This window comes from Sphingomonas sp. GW822-FHT03G08 (genome assembly GCF_058801135.1).
The window spans coordinates 3,230,882-3,248,981 of sequence record NZ_JBXAMZ010000001.1 but is presented as its reverse complement, the minus strand read 5'-3'; the positions used below and the strand labels follow the sequence as shown (position 1 = coordinate 3,248,981).

Sequence of the window (18,100 nt, the reverse complement as noted above, 5' to 3'; positions counted from 1 at the left end):
GCGGAGGCGCTTGCCGATCCAGCCCGAATCGCCGAAAGGTGCGCGCGATGAGCGCTTTGGCCGATTTCGAACGGGTTGATTCCGGCAGCGGCGGCGCAGTCCTCCGCTTCACCGGCAATTTGTCGCTCGCCAGCCTGGGCGACCTGCCCGACCGGCTCGATGCGGTCGAAGGCGATGTCAGCCGCATCGACCTGTCGCAGGTCGAGCGGATCGACACGGTCGGCGCCTGGGTGGTCCACCGCTTCGCACGCGACAAGGAAGCGCCGGTCGAGGGGCTTCAGCCGGCAAGCCAGCATCTGTTCGACCAGGTCGTCGCTGCCGAGCATCCGATCGAGCTGCCGCGCAAGCCGGCCAGCCCGTTCGTCCACCTGCTCTCCGAAGTCGGCGATGCGGTGCTCACCGCCTTCCACACGCTCTACGGCCTGCTCGGCTTCTTCGGCGCGACGCTGATCGCCTTCTGGAACGTCGCCAGGCATCCCAGCCGTTTCCGCTTCAACGCCACCGTCCACCGCTTCGAAGTGGTCGGCGTCTCGGCGCTCGGCATCATCGGGCTGATGAGCTTCCTGATCGGCATCGTCATCGCCCAGCAGGGCGCGGTGCAGCTCCGCCAGTTCGGCGCGGAAGTCTATACGATCAACCTGCTCGGCCGCATCACCCTGCGCGAGCTCGGCATCCTGATGACGGCGATCATGGTCGCCGGGCGTTCGGGCTCGGCTTTCGCCGCGCAGATCGGCACGATGAAGCTGACCGAGGAGATCGACGCGATGCGCACGATCGGCGTCTCGCCGATGGAAGCTTTGGTCGTTCCGCGCGTGCTGGCGGTGGTGATGATGCTGCCGCTGCTCGGCTTCTATTCGGCGCTGATCGGAATCATCGGCGGCGGGCTGCTCTGCTGGGTGCAGCTCGACATCCCGCCGGTAACCTTTGTCCAGCGTATCCGCGAGGTCGTGCCCCTCACCGATCTCTGGGTCGGGCTGGTCAAGGCGCCGGTATTCGGCGCGATCATCGCGATCGCCGGTTGTTTCCAGGGCATGCAGGTGGAGGCGGATGCCGAACAGGTCGGCCGCCGCACCACCATCGCCGTCGTCCAGGCGATCTTCCTGGTGATCGTGCTCGATGCCTTTTTCGCGGTGTTCTTCACCCAGGTTGGCTGGATATGACCGCGCCCACCCTTCCCCATGACGACGATGTCGTCATCTGCGTCCGCGGGCTGAAGAACTGCTTCGGCGAGCAGGTGGTGCACGAGGATCTCGATCTCGACGTGCGCCGCGGCGAGATCCTCGGCGTGGTCGGCGGCTCGGGCACCGGCAAGTCGGTGCTGATGCGCTCGATCATCGGCCTGCAGACCCCGATCGAAGGCGAGATCCAGGTGTTCGGCGAGAACACGATCGGGCGCGACGAGACCGAGGCAACCGAGATCCGCAAGCGCTGGGGCATATTGTTCCAGGGCGGCGCGCTCTTCTCCACGCTCACCGTGTCGGAGAATGTCCAGGTCCCGCTCAAGGAATATTACCCCAGGCTCGACCAGGCGCTGCTCGAGGAAATCGCCGCCTACAAGGTGGTGATGACCGGCCTGCCCCCCGAGGCCGCGCCCAAATTTCCCGCCGAGCTTTCGGGCGGCATGAAGAAGCGCGCCGGCTTGGCCCGTGCGCTCGCGCTCGATCCCGAGCTGCTGTTCCTCGACGAGCCGACCGCCGGGCTCGACCCGATCGGCGCGGCGGCGTTCGACGAACTCACCGCCTCGCTCCAGAAGACGCTGGGGCTCACCGTGTTCCTGATCACCCATGACCTCGACACGCTCTATGCGATCTGTGATCGCGTCGCGGTGCTGGCGGACAGGAAGGTCATCGCAGTGGGAACGATTCCCGAGCTGCTCGCCTTGGACCATCCGTGGATCCAGGAATATTTCAACGGACCGCGCGGACGCGCCGCGGTCAGCAGCGTCAAGGCAAATGCCGGGCACGCGACTGAGGACAGGGGCTGATGGAAACGCGTTCGAATCACGTGCTGGTGGGCGCCGTCGTGCTGATCCTGCTCGCGGTGCTGGCCCTGTTCATCGTCTGGCTCGCCCGCCTCTCCGGCGGCAATGAGCGCGAATACGACATCTTCTTCCGCCAGGCGGTCGATGGGCTCAATCCGGGCTCGGCAGTGGCCTTTTCCGGCGTGCCCTCGGGCCAGGTGAAGGCGATCGAGTTCTGGAAGCCCGATCCTCAGCTGGTGCGCGTGCGCATCACCGTGAAGGACGAGGTGCCGATCCTCGAAGGCACCACCGCGACGATCCAGAGCAGCTTCACCGGCCCGAGCACCATCCAGCTCGAAGGCGCGGTAAAGGGTGCGCCCGAGATCAAGTGCCCGCACGAGAACCCCAAGGCGGCCTGCCCGCTCGGCGTGCCGGTGATCCCGACCAAGCCGGGCGGTCTGGGCGCGATCTTCTCCTCGGCGCCGAAGCTGCTCGAGCGGCTGACCACGCTCACCGAGCGGCTGACCGAGCTGATGAGCGACAAGAACCAGGCCTCGATCGCCGGCATCCTGGCGAACACCAATCGCCTGACCGATGCTCTCGCCGATCGCGGACCGGAGATCGCGGCGACGCTGGCCGAGACGCGGGTCGCCATCCAGAAGTTCGGCGTTGCCACCGAGCAGATCGGCCAGCTGGCGCAGACCGCCAATGGCGTCGTCGCCGATGACGTGAAGCCGACGATCGCCAATCTCAACAAGACCATCGCGTCCGCCAAGAAGAGCATGGATGCGCTCGAGGCGATGCTCGGCGATGCGCGGCCGGGCGTGCAGGCCTTCTCCAAGAAGACCGTGCCCGAGATCGGCCAGCTGATCCAGGATCTGCGGATCATGGCACAGTCGCTTTCCTCGGTCTCCGAGAAGCTCGACCAGGGCGGCGCGTCCAGCCTGGTCGGCAGCCCCAAGCTCCCCGACTACAAGCCCAAGAAGTGAGAGACGCGATGAAGAAGCTCGCCCCGCTCCTGCTGGCCGCCCCGCTCGCCGCGATGCTCTCCGGCTGCATCTCGTTCGGCGGCAAGCCGCCCAAGGTGCCGTTCATGACGATCCGCGCCGCCGAGCAGGTCAAGCCCGGCGACGTGCAGACCCCGGCTTCGGGCTCGACGGTCACCGTGCTGTTCCCGGTGGTCCCGCACGAACTCGCGACGACGCGCGTGCCCGTCCGTCAGGGCGGCAATGCCGTCGCCTATGTGAAGGATGCGCAGTGGGTGGAGGCGCCGCCGCGCCTGTTTGCCCGGCTGCTCGGCGACACCATCTCGGCGCGCACCGGCCGCCCGGTGCTGAGCTATCGCCAGTCGCAGGTCGATCCGGGGGCTACCCTGTCGGGCGAGCTGCGCAGCTTCGGCGTCGATGCCGATACCAACGAGGCGGTGGTGATCTATGACGCGCTGCTGGTGCAGGGTGACGATGCCACCAAGTTCCAGAAGCGCCGCTTCGAAGCGCGCGCACCGCTAGCCGAAGTGAAGCCCGAGCTGGTCGCCGAGGCGCTCAACAAGGCCGCGAATCAGGTCGCGGTCGAAGTTTCGGACTGGGTGGGCAAGTAACAGCCGCACTCCCTGAACGGATCCCCGGCGCGAGCCGGGGAACGGCCAGCGTATCTCAATCCTATTGCGCCCGCCGCACCGCCGGCAGCGCGTTGCACACGTCCACGCCGCCCATCGGCACGGTGAAGAACGCGCCGTCGCGATTCTCGCGCGCCTTGGTCCAGGCGGCGAAGCGCGGGTTATCAGTGCTGCGATACTGGAAATGCGGACGCTCGTCCTCGGGCAGCTGGCTGGCGAGGCGGACCGAGAGGATCGGCGTGGGCGTCTGGTCCTTGGCATAGACACCCAGTTGCGCAGTGCCGCGCGGCAGGCTGGACAGCCATTGCATGCCCTCGATCACCCGGCCGATGATCGCAATGTTGCGGTCGAGCGGGCGCGGGGCGTGACCGATCACGGTGTAGAGCTCGGCGCCACTGCCGGTCGACGGCGCCAGGTCGCGCGCGACGCCGACCATCGAGTAGCAATGGGTCAGCGAGCTCACCGCGCCGTAATTTGCGAGCGGCCAGCCATCGGCGCTGAGGCCGGTCTTGGCCGCATAGCTGTCCGGCTTGGCGAAGGTGACGCTCTTCACCGCGTCGAAGCCCGGCCATTCATATTCCGCCGGCGGGTTCTCGATCACGCCGGGCGGGAGCGCCGTCTTGTCGTCGCCGCCACCCCATTGGGTCACGTAATTGTCCTGCACCCGGTAGACGCTGGTGGCGTCCCACCAATGCGCCTCGGCGAGCTTGCGGATATTGGCGACGTGCGCGGGGGCGTAGCGCGGGGCGAGGCGGATATAGACCTGGTGGCCGCCCTGCAGCGTCATCACCAGTATCTCGTTGTCGGGAACCGCCTTCCAGTCCTCGGGCGCCGGATCGGCCGGCGACGGCGCGGTCTGGGCAGTTGCGGTCGGAATGGCGGCGAGCGCGGCAAGCGCGAGGAAGGGCTTCAGCATGGCGCAAGACTGCTGCTTGCCTCCGCCCCCGTCAATCGTTAGGGCACGCAACTTCCGGGACATGCGGAGCGGTGGCCGAGTGGTCGAAGGCGCTCGCCTGGAAAGTGAGTATACGGCAAAACCGTATCGAGGGTTCGAATCCCTCCCGCTCCGCCATTATTCCAATAATATCAATTACTTAAATTGTACTCACGGGCCGCCAGGACCGGGTTCCTGCCGTGCGCGGCCTCTATCATTTCACAAGGCGATGATGCCGCGCCGCAAGGCGACGGTAACCGCCTGGGTGCGGTCGTTGACGTCGAGCTTGGAATAAACGCTGCGCAGATGCGCTTTCACCGTTTCTTCGGACAGGGACAGTTCCCAGGCGATCACCTTGTTCGGCTTGCCGGCCGCCACGTGCTGGAGGATCGCCACCTCGCGAACGCTGAGCGGCTCTTCGGCCGAATGGATGGCGATCTGCTGCGCCAGCGCGGCGGGGACGTAGCGCCCGCCGGCGTGGACGATGCGGATCGTCTCGAGCAATTCCTTGCGGAGCGAGCTCTTCAGCAGATAGCCGCACGCGCCGGCCTTGAGCGCACGCACCGCCTGGACGTCGCCGTCATAGGTGGTGAGCACGACGATGCGCGCCGCGGGGGCCTGCGCCCGGATCTCGGCGATCGCCTGCATGCCGCTGCGCACCGGCATCTGGAGGTCCATCAGCGTGACGTCCGGGCGCAGATTCTGGAACGCATCGACAGCCTCGACGCCATTGGTCGCCTCGCCGACCAGGACCATGTCCGGCTCGGGCGCGAGGATGGCGGCGATGCCGTCACGGAACACCGCATGATCGTCAACCGCCAGCACACGGATGGGATTGCCCGCGGTCACGCGTCCCGCACTCCTCCGAGGATCGCCTGCAGCCAGCCGGCAACACGGCGTCGCCCGGCATAAGCGGCGCGCGCGGGCACGCGCAGCACGACCTCCGTCCCGTCGCCTTTCCTGCCCACGATATCGAGCCTCCCACCGATCCGGCTAGCACGCTCGCGCATGCCGATCAGACCATAATGCCCCGAACGGCTGCCCGCGGCGAGTATCTCTTCGGGAATGCCGGCACCCGTATCGCGGATACTCAGGACGAACTGCCGGTGGCCATATTCCAGTCCGATCGAGATCGATTGCGCCGCCGCATGGTGCAGGGCGTTGCGGAGCGCCTCCTCGACGATGCGCAGCGCCTCGGTGGTCACCAGCGCACGCAGCGGACGCTGCCCACCACTGACCGACAGGCGGATCCGCGGACCGTCCCCCTCGGCCATCGTCTCCACCAGCGCATCGATCTTGTGCCCGAGTTCTCCCGCTTCCGGCACACAGCGCAAGTCACGCACCCGCTCGCGCCCCTCGATCACCACAGCATCGGCGCTGTCCAGCGCGCGGTCGAGCGATTGCCGGGTGACGGGATCGGTGATCCGGTCGGCCACCACCTGGAAGCGCATCATCAGCCCCTGGATGCCCTGGAGCAGCGTGTCGTGCAGCTCCCGGGCGATGCGCTCGCGCTCGGCCATCCGGTCCGCCATGCGCAGCTGGATGCGGTTGGCGACGGCACGCAGGCGCAGCGCGTAAGCGAGCCAGAGCAGGCCGAGCAGAAGGATCGCGCAGAGCAGCTTGAACGGCCAGCCCTGCACGAAGGTCGGCTTGATGACGATGTCGAGCGTCGCGCCCGGATCGCTCCAGTCCTGCCGATTGTCCGAGGCGATGACACGGAAGCGATACGAACCCGGGCCGAGATTGGCGTAGGACGCCAGGCGACGGCTGCCGGCATCGACCCAGTCGGCATCGACACCCTCCAGGCGATAGCGGAACCGCAGCCGCTCGGGATGGGCGTAGGAGAGCGCGGTATAGTCGATATCGAAGGCATGGGTCCCCGGCGAAAGGACCAGCGCGGCCGGATCGCGATGGACGGCGCCAGCACTCGTCAGCGCCCGGATCGTGACGGGCGGGCGGACCGCCCTTCGCAGAAGCTGGGCCGGATCGATGAACGCGACGCCATTATTGTTGAGCTGCCACACCCGGCCGTCAGCCCCGAACGCCATTTGGGGACCGGCAAAGGCAAGGTTCTGGGAAATCCGGACACCGTCCCGCAGGTCGAGCGCAACACGCTCCAGCGCTGCGCCCGGATTGTCAAAGGCGTGCTCGAGATCCCGGGTGGAGACCCTGGAGATGACGTCGCGACGCATCAGCCATGTGTCGCCCGCCGGCGTCTGCAGCAGATCCCGCAGCTGCGCGGCCCAGGGCACGCGCCGCCAGTCCAGGCGATCGATCCTGTTTCCGCGTATCCGCAACAGGCCGTTGCTTCCGCTCAGGAACAGGGCATCAAGGCCAGCCGACAAATGGGTGATCACCCCGGGGTCATGCTTGCCAAGCGGCGTGATGCTGACCTTTTCGCCAATCACCTGCACCAGCTCCTTGCCGGTCGTATAGGCCAGGTCCCCGGCCGCGGTGATCACGAGATCCGCGGATTGCGGCTTGGGGAGCTGCCGCCCCGGCACGTGCCAACCGCGCGCATCATGCCATCTGAGTTCATTCCTGACGGTCCCGACCCAGAGGCGGCCGAAGCGATCCTCGGCACAGACGGAAGTCAGACCCTCGTCCATGGGCCGGGGGATCGCGACCTGGCGCCCCTGCTGGAGCCGGACGATCCGCGTCCCGTAGATCAGCCAGAGCCCCTTGCCGTGCGCCGGGCATTGCCCGTCCGGCCAATCGTTCAGAAGCTTGCGCGGCTGGCCGGTCGAAAGCTGGAACACCCCCTGGTCGGAGCTGACATAGACTTCCGAACCGCTCTGGCTCATGGCGAGGCCGTAGGAAAAATTGCCCGTGACGAACGGCTCGCGCACCGCGGTGGCGCGCCGAAACCGGTCGAGCCCCAATTGCGTGGCAACCCATATGTTGCCGTCGCGATCGATGAAGAGATCGGCGATGCTTTCCGAGGTCAGCCCGTCGGCGACCGAGAACAGCCCGGGTTGATCGCTGGCACCGCGCCCGGCTTGCGCCACGCCGGGCGCATAATAGACGCCCTTGCGCAGCGCCAGGCCCCACAGGCCGCCATCGGCGCCGAAGGCCCACAATATCGGCGGCGCGGTCGCGGCTTGCCGCAGGCCGGGCGGGTGATCGAACAGCTTGCCATCCCGCCCGGCCAGCATCACCAGGCGCTTGCCGGGGACCCATAACCGGCCCCATCGATCCGTAAAGCAGCGGGATCCGGTAAGCGGAAAGCCACTGGCCTGAAACCGCGTCGCGCCGGGGCGGAGAAACAGGAGGATCGATCTCCGGGTATCGGAGCGGGTGATCCACATCGTTCCGTCCGCCGTTACGCACGGCTCGCTCAGATAGCCGTCCGCTACCCCGTACCGCGCCTCGGCATTCTCCCAGCGGCCGTTGGCGAACCGGAACAGCCGCTCACTGGCGAAGTTGCGATAGCCGGCCACCGCCCAGATCGCTCCGTCCGGGGTTTGCGCCAGATAGCTGATCGTCGCCGGCGGGCTGGGCATCGGCACATGGCGGAGTTTGCCGCCACGATAGACCGCAACGCCGGCACTCTGGCCATAGCCGACCCATAGTTCCCCCGAGCGAGTCACCAGCAGCGGCCCGGCGGAGGCACGTTCCAGGGGCGAGCCCATCTCCACCGGGATCCGCTCGAAGGTGAGTCCGTCGAAGCGAAACAGGCCCTCGGCGGCGGATATCCATATCCAGCCATCCGGCGTCTGCGCGATCCGGGCCATGCCGGCAGGCGCGCCTTCATAGGTCATCCAGCGATCGTGCCGGAATTGCTCGAGACGGGGTGGAATTTCCTGTCCGGCGGCAGGGACGGCACCAAAGGCCGCAACCGCGAGAAACGCGGCGAGCAATCCCCGGCAAGCGGCAATCAGCATGCGCACCGGCGTTCCCCCCTCGCCTTCGTCATCCAGGCCTGTCGCGGCATGCCGAGCCTGTCGGCACCAAAGGGCGTAGCAGCTTTTCCCCCGTTTGAGGATCAGCCCCGGGAAGCGGCCATTTCGCGCCGTGCCCGGGTCCCTCGCCCCGTTCCGGCTTCCCTCGAAAGTGTGGCTGCGGGCTACCCCGTACGACATCGAAGCGCGGCGCCGGATCCGCCAGACAGCGATCAACACATCGTCGAGCGGGAGCGATCGCCATGCGGCTTACAGGGAAAGTTGCCCTCGTCACCGGCACCGCCAGCGGCATCGGCCAAGCCATATCCGACCTGTTCGTTCGCGAAGGCGCCGTGGTGTTCGCCGCCGATATCGCGCCGCCGGCCCGGCCTTATCTGGACGGGGTCACGCCATTGACGCTCGACGTGACGAGCGAAGCCGACTGGACCCGCGCGGTGGACCGGGTGGTCGAACAGGCGGGCGGGCTGGACATAATGGTCAACAATGCCGGGATCATCGCGTACGAGCCGCTCCACGCACTCGGCCTGGAAGCCTGGCTCAGGATGGTCGCGGTCGACCAGACCGGCGTGTTCCTGGGCATGCGCGAAGCGGTGCGGGTGATGCGGCTGCAACAGGCGGGCGCCATCGTGAACGTCGCATCGATCTGGGGCAGTGCGGCGGTTGCCGGCGCACACAGCTATCACGCCGCCAAGGGCGCGGTGCTCCAGATGACCAGGAACGCAGCGATCACCTATGTCGGCGACGGCATTCGCGTGAACGCGGTGCTGCCGGGCTTCATCCGCACGCCGCTCACCGATGCACAGGACGCAGCGCTCAACGAGGCGGTGATCGACGCGACGCCGATGCGGCGCGGCGGCCAGCCGAGCGAGGTCGCCTATGGCTGCCTGTACCTGGCCAGCGACGAGGCCAGCTACGTCACCGGCACCGAGCTCGCGATCGACGGCGGATATCTGGCGCAATGAACGCCAGGCAGGAACGGCGCGCCCCCGGACAACCCTTCCCCCATGGCGGAGCGCCGTTCCACGCGATTTCACCTGAAGCGGCCGGCGCAGGACCGGCGATGACATCGAACGAAGGAGACAGGCGATGACCGACGAGATGGGACGCTCCGGAATCGATCGGCGCGAGCTGCTGCAGACGGGTGGCGGCGCCGCGATGGCGGGCTTGCTGGCAACCGGCGGGATCGTGCCCGCCAGCGCCGAAGAAGCGGGCGCCAGTGCGCTCGGGATGCGGCTGCAGGGCGTCCAGCATTTCGGGTTGACGGTCCAGAACATGGAACGCGCCTTCACCTTCTACACCGAGGTTCTCGGTGGCACCGAAGTGATGCGCGACGGCGATTTCCAGGGCGAGCGCATCCACAACACGCTGCTGACCGACCAGGAGATCGAGGCGCGGGTGCGCGGCGTCAATCCGCGCACGATGGGCGTGCCCGATCTCAAGGGCGGTTCCCAGCGGCTCGACGTGCGCTTCATCCAGTTCGACAATGTCGTGCTCGAGCTGCTGCAATATCGCGACGCCGACCAGCCGCTGGGCGGACCGCGCAGCTTCGCCGAGCCGCTCGACCATATGAGCCCGGCCTTTCCGCGGATGATGCACATCTGCTTTCACATCCGCGACGATGTCGACTTCAACCAGTTCATCCATGACCTGGAAGCGGAATCGACCCGACGCGGCATGGCTCAGGTCCGCGCCAATCGCGTGCTGACCGTCACCACCGAGGCCCAGCGCCAGGCAGCGCCGCTGCAGGCCAATTCCAATCCGATCACCGAAGGCAAGTCGAACGGCTGGCGGCTGATCTACTGCAAGGGGCCGGAGGGCGAGCAGCTCGAGTTCGTCCAGGCGCTCGGACCGGTCAAGCAGGTCTTCGACAACGCCCGCGCCGCGCGGCAGCGCCTGGTGGCGCGCCCCTAATCCTCCATCGCGAAGGATCAGCCCATGTTCGGTTCGCTACTCGGGCGCCGCCCCGCCACCGCGCAGGACACGCCCTACATCACCGGCGTCAACACCCCGATGCGCGAGGAGCTGACGATCGAGGACCTCCAGGTCTTCGGCACAATTCCGCTGGCTCTCCGTGGGCGTTACCTGCGCATGGGCCCCAATCCGATGCACCCCAATCCGGGCAAGCATCACTGGTTCGCCGGCGACGGCATGATCCATGGCATCCGCATCGAGGATGGCCGGGCGCTCTGGTACCGCAATCGCTGGATCCGCTCCAACGCGGTGAGCGACGCGCTCGGCGAGGAACGGACACCGGGCCCGCGGCATCTGTTCGACACGGTCAACACCAACGTCGTCGGCTATGGCGGCGAGACCTTCGGGCTGATCGAGGCGGGCAGCACGCCGGTGGTGATCGGAAAGACGCTGGAGACCGAGCGCTACACCGATTTCGCCGGCACGCTGCACGGCGGGCTCAGCGCGCATCCGCATGTCGATCCGCTGACCGGCGAGATGCTCGCCGTCAGCTATGACGCGGCGAAGTGGAGCGCGATCCGCTACCTGGCGATCGGCCCCGAGGGCGAGGTACGGCGCGAAGTGAAGGTGCCCGTGCGCCACGGCCCGATGATCCACGACTTCGCCTTTACCGGCCGGTTCGCGATCCTGTTCGACCTGCCGGTCACCTTCTCGCTCACCGCGGCGATCGCGGGCTATCAATTCCCCTATCGCTGGAATGCCGGCCACAAGCCGCGCATCGGTCTGCTGCCGCGCGACGGCGAGGCCGACGACGTGATCTGGTGCCCGGTCGATCCCTGCTTCGTCTTCCACGCCGTCAACGCGCATGACTCGGCCGACGGCAACGTGGTCCTCGACCTCGTCGTCCATGACCGGATGTTCTGGCGGCGAACCTCGGGCCCCGATTCCGAGCATTGCAGCCTGGAGCGCTGGACGCTCGATCCGGTTGCGCGAGCGGTCCGGCGCACCACGCTCGATCCGGCACCGCAGGAGTTCCCACGCTGCGACGAGCGACGGCTCGGCCAGGCCTATCGCTATGCCTATACCATGGCGATGGTCGATCCGTTCCTCGGCACCGGCCTGTTCAAGCACGACCTCGCCACCGGCACGCGCCAGGTGCACGACTTCGGTCCGGACCGTCACCCCTGCGAATTCATCTTCGTACCGGCGCACGCCGATGCCGGAGAGGATGAAGGCTGGCTGATGGGCTTCGTGATCGACGCGGCCGCCGGGACCACCGACCTGGCGATCCTCGATGCCCGGGAATTCGAGGCACCGCCCCTCGCCCGCATCCGCGTGCCGCACATCGTCCCGCCCGGCTTCCACGGCAATTGGATCGCCGGCTGACCCCGTTCTTCCAGAGGAGATGCAAGATGCGCCTTTCCACACGCTTCGTGCTCGCCATGCTGATCGGTACGGCAGCGCCTGCCGCACCGGCGCTAGCACAGGATCACGCCGGCATTCGCTATGCCGAAATCCCCGCCGCCGCCTATGCCGTGGTCGCCGAGATCCAGGCCAAGCCCGGCAAGGAGGACGCGCTGCGCCAGGCAACGTTGCCGCTCGTCGCCAAGGTCCGCGCCGAACCCAACAACCTGCTCTATTTCCTCCAGGAGGATCGCGAGCGGCCCGGCCATTTCATCTTCTACGAGATCTTCGCCACGCAGGCGGATTTCGAAGCGCACAACCGCACGCCGCACGTCCAGGCCTGGTTCGCGCGCCTGCCAGAGCTCGCCGACGGCCCGGTCAAGGCCATGCGGATGCAGATCCTCAACAACCGCCCCTGACCCCCCCGAAATAGGAGATACCCAGATGAACAAGGCCATTGCCGCGCTCGCGTCCGCGAGCCTCGCCACCAGCGCCGCACCCGCCCTTGCCGGCGATGATGCCGGACACCCGACCATCGTCCTCATCCACGGCGCCTTCGTCGACGGGTCGGGCTGGGCGGGCGTGTACAATATCCTGCGCAAGGACGGCTATGAGGTGGTCGTTCTGCAGAACCCGACCACCTCGCTCGAGGACGATGTCGCGGCCACCCGGCGCGCGCTCGCGACGATCAAGGGCAAGGTGGTGCTGGTCGGCCATAGCTATGGCGGGGTGATCATCACCGAAGCCGGATCGGATCCCAAGGTCACCGCGCTCGTCTATGTCGCCGCCTTCGCGCCGGACCAGGGAGAGTCGGTTTCCTCGATCGTCGCCAGCGCCCCGCCGGGCGCACCCCCGCTGCCGATCATCCCGAGTCCCGACGGCACGCTGACGCTCGACAAGGCGCAATTCCCCGCGCTCTTCGCCGGCGATGTGGCGCCGGAGACGGCACGGTTCATGGCGGATTCGCAGCAGCCCTGGGGTGCGAAGGCGCTGGAGGGCAAGATCACCGTGCCGGCCTGGAAGAGCAGGCCGAGCTGGTTCGTCGTGCCGAAGGACGATCACATCATCCCGCCCGCCGGCCAGCGCGGCATGGCGCAGCGCGCCCGGGCGACGCTCCGTGAAGTCTCCGGCAGCCATGCGGTCTTCGTGTCGAAGCCCGAGGCAGTCGCCGCGGTGATCGAGGAAGCGGCGCAGGGCGGCGCGGCCAAGCGAGGGCAATGAAGCCATGGCACTCCATGACATCATCGGCAGCAGGCTCGGCTTCGGCGCGGCGCCGCTCGGCAACATGTTCCGTGACATCCCCGAAGACGAGGCGCTGGCCACCGTCGAGGCGGCGTGGAACGACGGCATACGCTATTACGACAACGCCCCCTTCTACGGCGCCGGCCTGGCCGAGCTCCGCATGGGCGCGGCGCTACAGGGCAAGCCGCGCGATCACTATGTGATCAGCACCAAGGTCGGGCGCGTCGTGCTCGAAGCGCTGGAAGACGGCCCGCGCGACAATGGCGAGAAAGGCGCCGTCTTCGCGCATGGCCGCCCGAACAAGGTGATCAACGACTATTCGGCCGACGCCACGCTCCGCTCGATCGAGGACAGCCTGAAGCGCCTGCGGACCGACCGCATCGACATCGTCTGGGTGCACGACATCGCCCAGGACTTTTACGGCGACGATTGGCTGGCGATGTTCGAGACCGCGCGGACCGGTGCGTTCAGGGTGCTCGACCGGCTGCGCGACGAGGGCGTGATCAGGGCCTGGGGCCTGGGCGTCAATCGCGTCGAGCCGATCGAGCTGCTGCTCGATCTCGACGGCCCCCGCCCCGACGGCTCGCTGCTCGCCGGCCGCTACACGTTGCTCGACCATGGCCGCGCGCTGCAGCGCCTGATGCCCAGGGTGGCGGAGCGCGGGCTCGGCATCGTTGTCGGCGGGCCGTACAGCTCCGGCGCGCTCGTCGGCGGCCCGAATTTCGAATATGCCCCGGCCACGCCCGCCATCCTCGACAAGGTGGCGCGGATCAAGGCGCTCGCCGACCGGTACGGCATCAGCGTGAAGGCGGCCGGGCTGCAGTTCGCGCTCGCCAATCCCGCCGTCGCCGCGGTGATCCCGGGCGCCAGTCGCCCCGGCCGGATCGCCGAGGACCGCGCCGCGCTCGAGGAAAGCATCCCCGCCGATTTCTGGCGCGATCTGCGCGCGGCCGGGCTGGTCGACCCCGCTGCACCGCTGCCTATTCCGGCCTGAAATCCACCCATCGGAGTCGATCGATGCCCTTGCTGACGCTTGCCCTCGCGCTATCGGCGCCTTCCGCCAGCTTCGATGCCCAGGCGCGCGCCGCCTGCGCTGCCCCCGCCGGCACCCGCCCGCAGCTGCAGGGGATCGAGGTCGAGGCGATCGCCGCGCGCGGCGGCGACCTCCCCTATCTGCGCATCACCGATCGCGAGAGCGGCGGCCGCATGAACGCCTATTACGATCCCGCCGCGCAACCGGCTGCCTGGGCGCGGGCGGCTTGCCTGGGCGCGCAGATCCGGTTGCTCCATGCCGAGACCCGCAGGGTCTGGCGCAATGCCCACTGGTCCTCCGTGGTCTTCACGCCGCGCGCCGACTATATCCCGCCGCGCGATACCTCCGAGAAGCGCTGGACGATCGCCACCGCGCCGGACGGCACGCTTACCCCCGCCGGGCAGAAGATGGCGGTCGTGGTCATGCCGCATGAGCAGGTCCATGCCTTTCAGCAGCGCGCCGGCGCGGACACGCCGCGCTGGTTCCATGAGGGGCACGCCGTATGGATCAGCCGCAAGGTCGTCGCGGTCCTGGCGCCCGCCGAAGCCCGCGCGGACGCGCTCGAGGGCGCCCGCGCGCTCCAGGTTTCGACCGAGCCGGTAGCGCTTGCCCGCTGGGGCGGCATGCAGGTGAAGCCCGAGGCGATCCTGCGCCAGGTGAGCGCCGAGGAGCGGGAGAAGATCAAGGCGGACCCGCATTATGCGCCCGCCGGCCCGTTCAACTTCAAGCCGGACGACATGGTCAGCGACGAAAGCAACACCGCCGCACGCTATGAAGCGGCATGGCGTGTCTTCGCCAGCCTGGAGGCGGCCCATGGCACGTCGCGGGTCGGGGCCTGGGTGCGCGACCTCACGGCGACGGCGGGACCGGTGGCACCCAAGCGGATACTGGAGACCGGGCGGCTGGCGTTCCGGCAGGACCTCGCCTCCCGTCTCCAATAGCAGCGGCTCAGCGACTGCCGGACAGCTCCTCGGCAACGTCGAGCCGCGCCGCGAACGGATCGCGGGTCATCCGCGCCTGGCCGTCCGCCGCCAGGTCCATCAGCACCTTTTCCCCCGCCCGGAACAGTGCCCATGCCGGACGGCCCGCTCCGTTGGGATTCCCGGTCCGCGCGAAATTCTCGACATAGGCGTGGAAGGCATCCGAAAGCTGCACGTCGCGCGGGGCCAGCTTGTCGCCGTAACGCGCCGCCACCGTGCCGAACATGTAGGGCACGTCGCTGGCATGGCGTGCACCCGGCGACGGCAGCAGCGACTGGGCGACATAGGAGAAGCGGTAGAACCAGACCGGCTGGCCGGTCCGTGCGACCGAAGTCGCGATGAAGCGCGACGGCTCGAGGAAGGCGCGGTCGCGGGCCATTGCACGGCGGACGACATCGGCATCGAGCGTGCCGTAGGGGTCATAGGCTGCGCGCGCCGCCGCCTGCGCCGCGCCGAAGGCTGCGAACAGCGTGTCCTTGTCGCCCGGGCGGGCGCCGATCGGGGCGTCGTCGGAGGTCGCGCCGACGATCAGCGGCACTTTCGCCTGCTTGCCGGCGCGGAAGATATCCTCGGTGGCGCCGGTGATGATCGTGCCGTCGATCATGCCGCCGCCGACATAGGTGTCGCCGCCCGGCACCTTGCCGATCGCCATGAACACGCCCTCCGACACCGTCGCCGCCGGCAAGGCCCGCAGCTGCGCCAACGCCGCCGGGCCCGAGGCGGAAATGCCTGCGCTACGGGCGAAATTCTCGCCGAAGCGCTCGGCCTCGGGCAGCGTCTTGGGGGCGAGCAGATTGCGGCCTCCGCCGGACATCACCACCGCGCGGGCGAACAGCCCCCTGGCCGCGGGCGAGCCCATCAGGGTGAGGATCGAGATGCCGCCGGCCGATTCACCGACCACGGTTACCTGCCTGGGATCGCCGCCGAATTTGGCGATATTGGCCTGCACCCATTTGAGCGCGGCGATCTGGTCCATGAAGCCGAAATTGCCGGTCGGCCCCTCCTTGGCCTGGGTCAGGGCCGGGTGGGCGAAGAAGCCGAAGCGGCCGAGGCGGTAGTTCAACGTAACGGTCACGATGCCGTTGTTGGCAAAGGTTGCGCCGTCGAAGATCCTGGAGGCACTGCCGCCGTTCATCAGGCCGCCGCCATGGATCCAGACCACCACCGGACGAAGCCGGGCCGAAACAGACACAGGCTTCCAAACGTTCACAAACAGACAGTCTTCGGACGCCGAAGTTGACTGCGGCTCGTCCATCGGGATCATCTGCTGCATGCAGACGGGCGCGAAATCCTTGGTTTCCCTCACCGTGGTCCAGGGCGAAACCGGCTGCGGGGCACGCCAGCGAAGATCCGCGACCGGAGCGGTCGCATAGGGAATGCCGCGGAACGCAATCACCGCGCCCTCCACACTGCCCTCGATCGGACCCGAGGCGATGGTGACGCGCGCCGGATCGTTCGGCGCGGCGGCCGCCGACAACGCTGCCATGAGCGGGAGCGCGAGAAGGCGCAGGGGCTTGGTCATCTTCGGCCTCACTTATCCAGGATAGCGTTCGCGGCGGCAGCATCGCCCTTGGGAGCGAGCGGCGCAGTGAAATTGGGCACGTCGCGGCTGTTGCGCAGATCGGCGGGAACGCCGGTGGTGTTGATGTACCAATCGAGCAGGCGGCGCTCGAGCGCGTCCTGCACCCTGGCATGGCTGCGCTGGCCGATCAGGTTGTTGAGCTCCTGCGGATCGGCCTGGCGATCATAGAGCTCGCTCAGCCCCTGCGGGCGCTGGACGAAGGTGTAGCGCTGGGTGCGCACCGATGCCGCGCGGCCGACCAAGGCCGGCTGCTCCGCCGCCAGTTCGGACTTGCGCGCATAGAGCCCGCCCGAGGGCGAATCGAAGGCCTGGGGCTCGTAGATGTTCATCCCCGCCTCGGTGAAGGCGGCACGGTTCGGATCGCCCTGCCCGCCGCGCAATTGCGGCATCATCGAGCGGGCGAAATTGGTGTGGGTGGAGGACAGGCCGGCGAGATCGAGGAAGGTCGGCAGCACATCGTACAGCTCGGTCATGCCCGTCGCGACGTTGCCGGCGACGCCGCCGGGCATGCGGCCGATCATCGGCACATGGGTGAGGCAGGTCTCGAGCCCGCCATGCCATTTCTCGACCAGCCCGTAATCGCCGGCATAATCGCCATGATCCGAGCTGACGAGCAGCGCGGTATCCTTGTCGCGGCCGGTGCGCTCCAGCGCCTCCATCAGCTCGCCGAGCAGCCAGTCGGTATAGGAAACCTGGCCGTAATAGGTAGCGCGCACCTGGCGCAGCACCGCATCATCGACTTCGTTCAGACGGTATTTGTCGCGGATCGCAGCATGATAGGCCGGCCGCCCCTTCGTCCCCGGCGGGATCAGCGGCGGCAGGTCGCCGGGCTTGTACATGTCCTGGAAGCCGTCAGGCGCATGATAGGGCGGATGCGGCTGGAAGACGGGGAGGAACAGGCAGAAGGGCCGGTCCTGCTCGCGCCGCTCGATCACCTGGATCGCGCGGCGAAGGATGCCGTAATCGCTGGTCGCGCGGCGATCGCCGGTGGCGGGCAGCAGCATCGTCGTCGGCCCGTCGAGCTTGCCGCGGCGCGCGCCCGGAGCATGATCGCCCGGTGCCGCGCCCGGGGCGGGCGGATCGGCCCAATCGGTCAGGCTGCGCGCGAAGGTCTCGGGCGCGAGCACATCGTTCTTGCCGAAGAAATAGGTGTCGTAGCCGCCCTCGCGCAGCGTGCGGAACAGGTTGGGCTCGTCTGGCTGGAGCAGATAGCCGAAGCCGCGATGCCCGGTCGCGCTGGTCGGCAGCCCGGTGAGCATCGAGCAGCGCGAGGCTGCACATATCGGCGTCTGGATATGACAATTGGCGAAGCGCGTACCCTGCTTCGCCAGCAGGTCGAACGCCGGGGTGCGGGTGACCGGATTGCCGTAACAGGCCAGCGAATCCGCCCGCATCTCGTCGGGGAAGAACAGGATCAGATTGGGCCGCGACCCACCCGGCACCCGCGCGCGGGCGGCGAGGCTCGCCAGAAAGGTCGATCCGGCCGCGCCGATCAGGGCGCGGCGATGCATCGGAAATCCGGTCATCCTGTCCTCCT

16 protein-coding genes and 1 tRNA gene are annotated in these 18,100 nt (G+C 67.9%); 12 read left to right on the top strand and 5 right to left on the bottom strand.

The window, feature by feature from the left end; translation table 11 throughout:
• Positions 1 to 47: 47 nt before the first annotated feature.
• The 4 genes from AC1RJ5_RS15140 to AC1RJ5_RS15125 are packed head-to-tail and all read left to right on the top strand — an operon-like array spanning position 48 to position 3,557.
• On the top strand, positions 48 to 1,160 hold the full coding sequence (locus AC1RJ5_RS15140; protein WP_184163824.1) for an ABC transporter permease: 1,113 nt from the start codon (positions 48 to 50) through the stop codon (positions 1,158 to 1,160).
• Positions 1,157 to 1,984 (top strand): ABC transporter ATP-binding protein, encoded by an 828-nt coding sequence (locus AC1RJ5_RS15135; protein WP_269573167.1) that lies wholly within the window; start codon positions 1,157 to 1,159, stop codon positions 1,982 to 1,984. Before AC1RJ5_RS15140 ends, AC1RJ5_RS15135 begins: the two co-directional genes overlap by 4 nt.
• A complete protein-coding gene (locus tag AC1RJ5_RS15130; RefSeq protein ID WP_269573168.1) occupies positions 1,984 to 2,949 on the top strand; it encodes an MlaD family protein in 966 nt (321 codons plus the stop codon). Before AC1RJ5_RS15135 ends, AC1RJ5_RS15130 begins: the two co-directional genes overlap by 1 nt.
• 8 nt (positions 2,950 to 2,957) lie before the next feature.
• Positions 2,958 to 3,557 carry an ABC-type transport auxiliary lipoprotein family protein gene (locus AC1RJ5_RS15125; protein ID WP_493114100.1) on the top strand — a complete coding sequence of 200 codons (600 nt, stop codon included), beginning with the start codon at positions 2,958 to 2,960 and terminating at the stop codon, positions 3,555 to 3,557.
• Between the two features lie 61 nt (positions 3,558 to 3,618).
• Here the strand turns inward: AC1RJ5_RS15125 and AC1RJ5_RS15120 are convergent, their stop codons facing one another.
• Positions 3,619 to 4,491, bottom strand: a complete 873-nt coding sequence (locus AC1RJ5_RS15120; RefSeq protein WP_493114098.1) for a peptidylprolyl isomerase — start codon at positions 4,489 to 4,491, stop codon at positions 3,619 to 3,621.
• Positions 4,492 to 4,556: 65 nt separating this feature from the next.
• On the opposite strand from AC1RJ5_RS15120, the gene AC1RJ5_RS15115 reads away from it, so the two are divergent.
• Positions 4,557 to 4,647 (top strand) — tRNA-Ser (locus AC1RJ5_RS15115).
• Positions 4,648 to 4,728: 81 nt separating this feature from the next.
• Here AC1RJ5_RS15115 and AC1RJ5_RS15110 read toward each other — a convergent pair.
• Both AC1RJ5_RS15110 and AC1RJ5_RS15105 read right to left on the bottom strand, forming a co-directional pair.
• Positions 4,729 to 5,358 carry a response regulator gene (locus tag AC1RJ5_RS15110; protein WP_184163811.1) on the bottom strand — a complete coding sequence of 210 codons (630 nt, stop codon included), beginning with the start codon at positions 5,356 to 5,358 and terminating at the stop codon, positions 4,729 to 4,731.
• Positions 5,355 to 8,627 carry a sensor histidine kinase gene (locus AC1RJ5_RS15105; protein WP_493114095.1) on the bottom strand — a complete coding sequence of 1,091 codons (3,273 nt, stop codon included), beginning with the start codon at positions 8,625 to 8,627 and terminating at the stop codon, positions 5,355 to 5,357. The genes AC1RJ5_RS15110 and AC1RJ5_RS15105 overlap by 4 nt, the downstream gene beginning before the upstream one ends.
• A gap of 26 nt (positions 8,628 to 8,653) precedes the next feature.
• On the opposite strand from AC1RJ5_RS15105, the gene AC1RJ5_RS15100 reads away from it, so the two are divergent.
• The 7 genes from AC1RJ5_RS15100 to AC1RJ5_RS15070 all read left to right on the top strand — a co-directional run bounded on the left by AC1RJ5_RS15100 (position 8,654) and on the right by AC1RJ5_RS15070 (position 14,942).
• Positions 8,654 to 9,373, top strand: coding sequence for an SDR family NAD(P)-dependent oxidoreductase (locus tag AC1RJ5_RS15100; protein ID WP_493114093.1), 720 nt, complete (start codon positions 8,654 to 8,656; stop codon positions 9,371 to 9,373).
• Between the two features lie 124 nt (positions 9,374 to 9,497).
• Complete coding sequence (locus tag AC1RJ5_RS15095; RefSeq protein WP_342248664.1) at positions 9,498 to 10,322, top strand: VOC family protein; 825 nt, start codon at positions 9,498 to 9,500, stop codon at positions 10,320 to 10,322.
• Positions 10,323 to 10,346: 24 nt separating this feature from the next.
• The gene (locus AC1RJ5_RS15090; protein ID WP_493114090.1) at positions 10,347 to 11,708 is read left to right on the top strand and encodes an 8'-apo-carotenoid 13,14-cleaving dioxygenase; all 1,362 of its coding nucleotides are present in this window, start codon (positions 10,347 to 10,349) and stop codon (positions 11,706 to 11,708) included.
• 26 nt (positions 11,709 to 11,734) lie between these two features.
• Complete coding sequence (locus AC1RJ5_RS15085) at positions 11,735 to 12,145, top strand: putative quinol monooxygenase (protein ID WP_493114088.1); 411 nt, start codon at positions 11,735 to 11,737, stop codon at positions 12,143 to 12,145.
• Positions 12,146 to 12,170: 25 nt separating this feature from the next.
• The gene (locus AC1RJ5_RS15080; RefSeq protein ID WP_269573176.1) at positions 12,171 to 12,947 is read left to right on the top strand and encodes an alpha/beta fold hydrolase; all 777 of its coding nucleotides are present in this window, start codon (positions 12,171 to 12,173) and stop codon (positions 12,945 to 12,947) included.
• 4 nt (positions 12,948 to 12,951) lie between these two features.
• Positions 12,952 to 13,962, top strand: a complete 1,011-nt coding sequence (locus AC1RJ5_RS15075) for an aldo/keto reductase (RefSeq protein ID WP_493114085.1) — start codon at positions 12,952 to 12,954, stop codon at positions 13,960 to 13,962.
• 23 nt (positions 13,963 to 13,985) lie between these two features.
• The gene (locus tag AC1RJ5_RS15070) at positions 13,986 to 14,942 is read left to right on the top strand and encodes a hypothetical protein (protein ID WP_493114083.1); all 957 of its coding nucleotides are present in this window, start codon (positions 13,986 to 13,988) and stop codon (positions 14,940 to 14,942) included.
• 7 nt (positions 14,943 to 14,949) lie between these two features.
• Here the strand turns inward: AC1RJ5_RS15070 and AC1RJ5_RS15065 are convergent, their stop codons facing one another.
• On the bottom strand, positions 14,950 to 16,503 hold the full coding sequence (locus AC1RJ5_RS15065) for a carboxylesterase/lipase family protein (protein WP_493114081.1): 1,554 nt from the start codon (positions 16,501 to 16,503) through the stop codon (positions 14,950 to 14,952).
• A gap of 8 nt (positions 16,504 to 16,511) precedes the next feature.
• Positions 16,512 to 18,089, bottom strand: a complete 1,578-nt coding sequence (locus tag AC1RJ5_RS15060; RefSeq protein ID WP_493114079.1) for a sulfatase family protein — start codon at positions 18,087 to 18,089, stop codon at positions 16,512 to 16,514.
• Positions 18,090 to 18,100: the final 11 nt, after the last annotated feature.

Excerpts from the sequence above, each read along its gene's own strand:
- AC1RJ5_RS15140 (WP_184163824.1), top strand. The coding sequence starts at position 48 with ATGAGCGCTTTGGCCGATTTCGAACGGGTTGATTCCGGCAGCGGCGGC.
- AC1RJ5_RS15135 (WP_269573167.1), top strand. The coding sequence starts at position 1,157 with ATGACCGCGCCCACCCTTCCCCATGACGACGATGTCGTCATCTGCGTC.
- AC1RJ5_RS15130 (WP_269573168.1), top strand. The coding sequence starts at position 1,984 with ATGGAAACGCGTTCGAATCACGTGCTGGTGGGCGCCGTCGTGCTGATC.
- AC1RJ5_RS15125 (WP_493114100.1), top strand. The coding sequence starts at position 2,958 with ATGAAGAAGCTCGCCCCGCTCCTGCTGGCCGCCCCGCTCGCCGCGATG.
- AC1RJ5_RS15120 (WP_493114098.1), bottom strand. The coding sequence starts at position 4,491 with ATGCTGAAGCCCTTCCTCGCGCTTGCCGCGCTCGCCGCCATTCCGACC.
- AC1RJ5_RS15100 (WP_493114093.1), top strand. The coding sequence starts at position 8,654 with ATGCGGCTTACAGGGAAAGTTGCCCTCGTCACCGGCACCGCCAGCGGC.
- AC1RJ5_RS15095 (WP_342248664.1), top strand. The coding sequence starts at position 9,498 with ATGACCGACGAGATGGGACGCTCCGGAATCGATCGGCGCGAGCTGCTG.
- AC1RJ5_RS15090 (WP_493114090.1), top strand. The coding sequence starts at position 10,347 with ATGTTCGGTTCGCTACTCGGGCGCCGCCCCGCCACCGCGCAGGACACG.
- AC1RJ5_RS15085 (WP_493114088.1), top strand. The coding sequence starts at position 11,735 with ATGCGCCTTTCCACACGCTTCGTGCTCGCCATGCTGATCGGTACGGCA.
- AC1RJ5_RS15080 (WP_269573176.1), top strand. The coding sequence starts at position 12,171 with ATGAACAAGGCCATTGCCGCGCTCGCGTCCGCGAGCCTCGCCACCAGC.
- AC1RJ5_RS15075 (WP_493114085.1), top strand. The coding sequence starts at position 12,952 with ATGGCACTCCATGACATCATCGGCAGCAGGCTCGGCTTCGGCGCGGCG.
- AC1RJ5_RS15070 (WP_493114083.1), top strand. The coding sequence starts at position 13,986 with ATGCCCTTGCTGACGCTTGCCCTCGCGCTATCGGCGCCTTCCGCCAGC.
- AC1RJ5_RS15065 (WP_493114081.1), bottom strand. The coding sequence starts at position 16,503 with ATGACCAAGCCCCTGCGCCTTCTCGCGCTCCCGCTCATGGCAGCGTTG.
- AC1RJ5_RS15060 (WP_493114079.1), bottom strand. The coding sequence starts at position 18,089 with ATGACCGGATTTCCGATGCATCGCCGCGCCCTGATCGGCGCGGCCGGA.